Below are 6,286 nucleotides of genomic sequence, written 5' to 3' on the forward strand. Positions count from 1 at the left end.
TCGTTGTTTTTATACTCGGGCCGTACGTGTGGTGGGCACGGCTGGTATTTTTGTTCAGAAGGTAGTGTATTCGGCTTGTCTTTTGGGGACGTTGGCTTTCTTGACGGGATTCGTTGGCGGAAAAACCATGGAGCCTCGTGTCAGCCTGTAAATAATATTGACACAATAAGACTCTCTGCTTTCTGTAGGCGGTGTTAAAGGCTGGCCACTTTGAGAACTCAAGTCAACGTTCAAGAAATCAAGTAAAAGGCCCCGCAAAGCGGGGCCAAAATTTCCTTTTGTTACCAATTAGGCTCGGGTGAAAAGCCGCCTGGCGCCCAGCCCAAGGAGTCCCAGCCCTAACAATGCAAGGGTGCCTGGCTCAGGTACGGTTACCGTTGAGTCAACGAGTTTGAGGCTGCCTTCGCCGTTGTCCCCAGTCCGTTGCAGTCGCATGAGGCCACCATTGGCTGTCAGCAGCGACGTATAGTCGAAGCTGATTCTGGCGTCCAAACCCCCGAAGTTGGCGATGGCATACTTATTAATGTTGCCCGTCTGTGCGGCATCGAAGTCAATGAAATCGAGAAAAATACCGTCGAACGACGAGCCAGCACTGACACTTTGCGAGCCTTCCGAGACATTCCAGTTGGAGGTGACATCTTCGAAACTGGTGCCATCATAACGCTCGATCAAGAAGTTGCTCATATTTGCAAATTCGAAATCTGGCGCGAAATCAAAGCCGAAACCGGTGACGAGTGCATCCGTCGAGACATTGTTGATGGAAACGTCATAGGTATAGCCAGTGCCGTTATCGGAATAATCTATGGTAATTGAACCGCCTTCATCCCCGGCGCAATCACTGCCCAAGCTTGGATCGCAAGAGAAGTCGAAGGTGATGGGACCTGCCTGAGCCGTTCCTGCAAAAGCAAGGAATGGCAACATGGGTAGGGTTTTCTTAAACATTGTTTGCATTTTTCGGTAGAAGTGTGAATTCAAACTCGTGTGTGACATCAAAACCAGACTGGTCACCGCACTGAAACCAACTCCCTTTAATTCCCTGTTCATATCGATCACCTGCGTTCAATTACTCGGTTCAGTGGGGCATCTCGTCCTTGAAAGCATAACCGCTTGCTGAAACCCTGAGTTCGATGCTTGAGGATGGTGCCTTGACGGCTTTATTCCTTAAAGGCCTTCATTGCCATTGAGAGCAAGCAGAGATCGCGCCAGAAATTATATCTGGTTGTCTTTAAATGATTTCATTAAGAACAAGAACTGTCTGGGGAAAGGATCTGTAAAATTTGTCGACGGTTAAGTCAATAAAACTCAGCAAGGCTCTTAGTATGGAAAGTCCCGACTCCGCCATGGTTTTGGCGGTGTCCTGCTCTAAATACTGGGAAAACCCGGCGGGCTTTGTTGCTGTTGTTAATGGTGGGCCCAGCAGGACTCGAACCTGCGACCAAGGGATTATGAGTCCCCTGCTCTAACCAACTGAGCTATAGGCCCGTTCAGCGAACGCTGTTTTGAGAGGTGTTCCCGGAGGGGAAACAAAGCGGGCGCCATTATACCGGTGAGGTGTGGCGCCCGCTACTGTTGTGGTGAATTGCTATTTAGCGCATCGTCGAAAGCGCGGGTCTGACAGTCCTGCGCTGTAGAAATATCCGGAATGCCCTGTTGCCGGGTTTCAATGATTGTTCTCAACGTTTTGTAGATCCGTTCCGGTTGAGAGACGGCTAGCGTCAATCCCTCGTGGCTGTATATTTTGATATGTACGGCCTGGTTTATGTCATGAAAGATTTTCAGATGGTCCGCGGGGGTGCTCTGGTTCTTGGCACCATGCAGCAGGTATAGCGGGTTATCGAGGTCCTTGAGCAGATGACTCCAGTCCCTGATCATGATGCTCAGATCTTCCAGGTAACCAGCCCCGAGCTGATTGACATAAAACCCGTACGCGGCGATGACGCCCTGTTTGAGAGAAGCTCTACGGATAATATGATCGTCGGGTTCCACCCCCTCGAAAATCACCTTGGGCCAATGCTCAGGCCCGAGCTTTCTCATCCTAAGAATCAATAGCCGAATCATCAGCCTGGCAAGCCAGGGGGCATGACTGGCTGCTTGAATAAAGATGGCCTGGTGAGCCGGCATGGCATTAATCTGTTCCAGCTCCCTGAAAGGCGGTGCTGCCGAGATGGAAACAATACCGTCCACCCTTATTGCACCTTGTTTGGCAAGAGCCAGTGCCGGGATTAACGCAACTTCGTGAGAAAGAATGGTCACCTCAGTCAGCGCCAGCGACTGCAAAACGACCCGGATGTCCTCACACTGGCTTTCCAGTGGATCCTCAGCTTTATCCGACGGTTCCGTTCGACCGTAGCCGGCACGCTCAATGGCAATAACATCCAGGCCGAACTGGGCAGCGAAGCGCCGCTCGTCCGGAAAATCTCCAGCGCCGAAAGATGGGCCGTGCAGAAACAACACAGGTTTTCCGCCAGGCTTGCCAAACCGGCGCCAGCCGATTCGCCGCTGATCACGGAGCATCTCGTGGATACTCATGGGGTAGTCGTCGTAGTGTGGTGACAGCCGATCACCCCTGGTTTTTACCGTGTCCATGGCGGTGGCTGCAGAAGCCGCCATCGTGGCCGCCTGTACCTGGCTTTTCGCCCCGAGCTTCTGGAGCAGGCTTTTGATCTGTTGTCTGACGGTGGTGACGGAACTGCCGCGTTCAACCGCGATCTCTTCTGATGAACAGCCCCGTGAAAGCAGTGCGAGAATATTCCGCTCGCTGGCAGACAGGCCGAACACGTTGGCAAAGGCCAGATCAATGGATTCTGGCCAGTGTTGTTGCAGCGCGTTCAGCACAAAGGTTTTCAGTTTCTGATGGTACATGCCCACAAGAATCAGGGGCAGGGCGTTTTCATCAACGCCTTTTCGATAAGCCTTGAGCAGCGTCGGTCCCTGGATGTTTGCAAGGCGCTCCTTGAATTGGTGAAACGCCTCCGGGCTGATGCCGAGGGCCACCAGCCCATCGCCGGATTGCAATTCAAACAACTGCGTCGCGCCCACATTAAGCGCCACCACCTGGCCAGACTCATTGAGGGCAAGAGCGGGCGCGCTGTGATCGTTCACCAATTTGTATAACGGATCGTGGCCGGTGACGCGGTCTTCAAGGTCGTGTAGCGCGGTGGACAACTCCAGTGCTATCTCGGTGGGCAGAATAGACGGTGAACTGAGATCCGGTGCCAAAGCCACAATCAGGTCGGCAAACTCCGCCTTTCGGGCGGCAACGGACGAGATCAATTCCTTAAGGTTGCTGTTATCTGACATCTGGCTCCACCAGAGTTATACCCACTTTAAAACGATGCAGGGGCGTCTCCGGATCACTTTATACCATGAGGTAGATGCCGCATTGCGGCAGGCTATTTAATGTTAACCCAAAATTCAGGGGAGTCACGGACAGGTGATTGCAGACTACGCGGAAGTTTTCTGGCAAGGGCGCGGCAGTGTCTTCTGGATGATGAGTGCCAGGGTATATGGCTGGCTGAGGCAAGTTGGGCGTGGTTCAGGCGGGCCGCCACTGATCTTGCGATCCAGTGGCGGCCACTACGCTATGGGCTGAGGTCAGATCGGTAACGTGTAATCTACGTCTCCGAGTCCCGGTAAAGGTATGTATTTTGTTGGCCCGTTGTCCGGGCGGCAGTCGCGATCCAAACTGCTGGTCGAGAATGCAGCAGCGGGTTCACGATCCGTCTGGGTGTTGGTTTCATCAACAAATACACGAACTGTCGCGTTGGTATTGTCGATAGTAAAGCTAAGGCCTGCGATTAATGGGGCCTCCGGGGTTGATGAGTAGCCAATGCTTGAGATGGCAGGGCAGTCAAGGAAAGCCGTGCCTTGTCCGGTCCGCAAAAGCCCAACAGGATTTACGGCAGAGGTAATATCGGCCGCAATGAAGTCGTTGTTTCCAGCTGCAGACAAGGTCTCAATAAAGATCGTTTCGGCCTCCTCGCCAGTACCGAATACGATGGAGCTCGCCCCAGCTGTTTCATCACCGCGATAGTGCGCCTCAACGCTGACTTTATACTCGTCCGTAGCCCCTGCACCGAACAGGTCGGCCACGAATACCGAGGCAAAGTTATTGAACTTAACCGTTGCAGGGCTTTCCCCAGACAGTGTTGTGGTGATCTGCAGATCCTCGGCGTCAAAGGCGTACATACCCTTGAAATCATGGGATGCGAGGCGTGAAAGAACAAGATCTGATGTTCCGACACTCAAAGACGGGTCGCTCAAAGTGTTTTTTTGCGCGGCAGTCACTTCCCCAAAGACAGCGGTTTCGATGAATTTGCCGAGCACGCGGTAAGTATCACCAGAGCTGGTCAATTCGATATCCAAGGCTGGATCCGAAACGTTGAAGAACTGGAAGTCCAGAGAAAAGTTTTCAGCGACTACGCTGACATCCGGGCTGTTGCTCTCGCCGACCCAGGTGCGTTCGATATTGGCGACGCCATTGATGGTTGCGATAACGGTATCGTTATCGTCCGGTTCCACGATCTCGCAGTTTCTGAAACTAATTTGCAGGTTCTGGCGGAAGAGCGATTTGTTGTCGCCAAGCGGGATCGCTGCCGCGTCATCGGCAACCGTCACTGTGAAGCTATTGGCGTTATCTTGAGTAAAGCCTGGCTGTGGTTTGAGCGTTCCAAAATCAGTGGCGCCACATTGGATAGGCTTGAAAAATTCCGAGGGGTTGTCGTCCTCGTTATAACTGAACCAGAAGTTAAATCGGTTTTTGCTGCCGGCGGTGGCGCCATCGATAAACTGGCTCCTCAGAAACTGATGTAACTCGGGAGGAAATGCTCTCTCAGGCAATTCCTTCATCTCATCCAGTGCCGTCGCTGGATCCTGGCTAAACGCAAACGCGGTCGGGAAGGTTGGTCCATCCGGCGTCGTGTCCTCTTCCACCTGCTGATTTCCAGAGGAACCGGAACCACCACAGCCCACCAGTGCCAGTGAGGTGGTTAAAACGGCTAAAACCAGGAGATTCTGCTTTGTATTCATGGTCGACTTCCATTCTGATCACGGGATTAAGTGCCCGAACAGAGTAGGAGGGCGACACAATCGGGGCATCTACCATCTGGTATAAAAGTTAAGTTCTGCAGGGAAAAAAGTTGTAAAAGTATGTAAAGCGCAGGAGTTTGCTTGAGCTTTGGAGGGGAAGCTAGACAGAAATCTGCGATTTCTGGTTGGAATTGTCCGATGAGATCCAGCGCGACTGGAAGGAGTGGTGGGCCCAGCTGGACTCGAACCAGCGACCAAAGGATTATGAGTCCTCTGCTCTAACCAACTGAGCTATAGGCCCGTGAGGCAACTACATTGAGCGAGGTTATTGGACGGGGAGAGTAGAGCGGGCGCCAACTTCTGTCCAGAACCTGGCGTCCGCTACTGTGTGGCAAATTATCCCTGATTGCCCTGATCGTCGATAAAGCCACGCAGGTGATCGGAGCGTGACGGATGGCGCAGTTTGCGCAGAGCCTTGGCTTCGATCTGACGGATCCGCTCCCGAGTAACGTCGAACTGCTTGCCGACTTCTTCCAGGGTGTGGTCAGTGTTCATCTCGATACCGAAGCGCATCCGCAGAACCTTGGACTCGCGGGCGGTAAGGCCGGCCAGTACTGAGCGGGTGGCTTCGCGCAGGCCTTCGGCGGTGGCGGAATCCACCGGGGAGAGGGCCTGGATATCTTCGATGAAGTCGCCGAGATGGCTGTCTTCGTCGTCGCCGATCGGGGTTTCCATGGAGATCGGCTCCTTGGCGATCTTCAGTACCTTGCGGATCTTGTCCTCGGGCATCTCCATGCGCTCGCCCAGCTCTTCCGGTGTTGGTTCGCGGCCCATCTCCTGCAGCATCTGGCGGGAGATCCGGTTGAGCTTGTTGATGGTCTCGATCATGTGCACCGGAATGCGGATGGTGCGGGCCTGGTCCGCGATAGAGCGGGTGATGGCCTGACGAATCCACCAGGTGGCGTAGGTCGAGAACTTGTAGCCCCGGCGGTACTCGAACTTGTCTACCGCCTTCATCAGGCCGATGTTGCCTTCCTGAATCAGGTCCAGGAACTGCAGGCCGCGGTTGGTGTACTTCTTGGCGATGGAAATAACCAGGCGCAGGTTGGCCTCAACCATCTCTTTCTTGGCACGGCGGGCCTTGGCCTCGCCGATGGAAACGCGACGGTTGATTTCCTTGATGTCGGCCACGTCCAGATCCACTTCGGTCTGCACGTTCTGGATGCGCTTCTGCAGGCGAACAATCTCGTCAATACGC

The 6,286-nt window shown here is 53.6% G+C and carries 4 protein-coding genes and 2 tRNA genes; all 6 read right to left on the reverse strand.

Going from position 1 to position 6,286, the window contains the following annotated elements; all coding sequences use genetic code 11:
* Positions 1-288: 288 nt before the first annotated feature.
* Complete coding sequence (locus ACESMK_RS19925) at positions 289-1,044, reverse strand: PEP-CTERM sorting domain-containing protein (RefSeq protein WP_373002395.1); 756 nt, start codon at positions 1,042-1,044, stop codon at positions 289-291.
* 361 nt (positions 1,045-1,405) lie between these two features.
* A tRNA-Ile gene (locus tag ACESMK_RS19930) sits at positions 1,406-1,482 on the reverse strand.
* An 81-nt stretch (positions 1,483-1,563) separates the two neighbouring features.
* Positions 1,564-3,300, reverse strand: a complete 1,737-nt coding sequence (locus ACESMK_RS19935; RefSeq protein WP_373002398.1) for a LuxR C-terminal-related transcriptional regulator — start codon at positions 3,298-3,300, stop codon at positions 1,564-1,566.
* A gap of 294 nt (positions 3,301-3,594) precedes the next feature.
* The gene (locus tag ACESMK_RS19940; protein ID WP_373002401.1) at positions 3,595-5,028 is read right to left on the reverse strand and encodes a hypothetical protein; all 1,434 of its coding nucleotides are present in this window, start codon (positions 5,026-5,028) and stop codon (positions 3,595-3,597) included.
* A 224-nt stretch (positions 5,029-5,252) separates the two neighbouring features.
* Positions 5,253-5,329, reverse strand: a tRNA-Ile gene (locus ACESMK_RS19945).
* Between the two features lie 95 nt (positions 5,330-5,424).
* Positions 5,425-6,286: RNA polymerase sigma factor RpoD (rpoD, locus tag ACESMK_RS19950; RefSeq protein WP_373002404.1), on the reverse strand; the 862-nt coding region annotated here is incomplete at its 5' end.

It is taken from the genome of Marinobacter sp., from assembly GCF_041687235.1.
Taxonomy (GTDB): domain Bacteria; phylum Pseudomonadota; class Gammaproteobacteria; order Pseudomonadales; family Oleiphilaceae; genus Marinobacter.

Coding starts and splice junctions, on each gene's coding strand:
- ACESMK_RS19925 (WP_373002395.1), bottom strand. CDS start 1,044: ATGAACAGGGAATTAAAGGGAGTTGGTTTCAGTGCGGTGACCAGTCTG.
- ACESMK_RS19935 (WP_373002398.1), bottom strand. CDS start 3,300: ATGTCAGATAACAGCAACCTTAAGGAATTGATCTCGTCCGTTGCCGCC.
- ACESMK_RS19940 (WP_373002401.1), bottom strand. CDS start 5,028: ATGAATACAAAGCAGAATCTCCTGGTTTTAGCCGTTTTAACCACCTCA.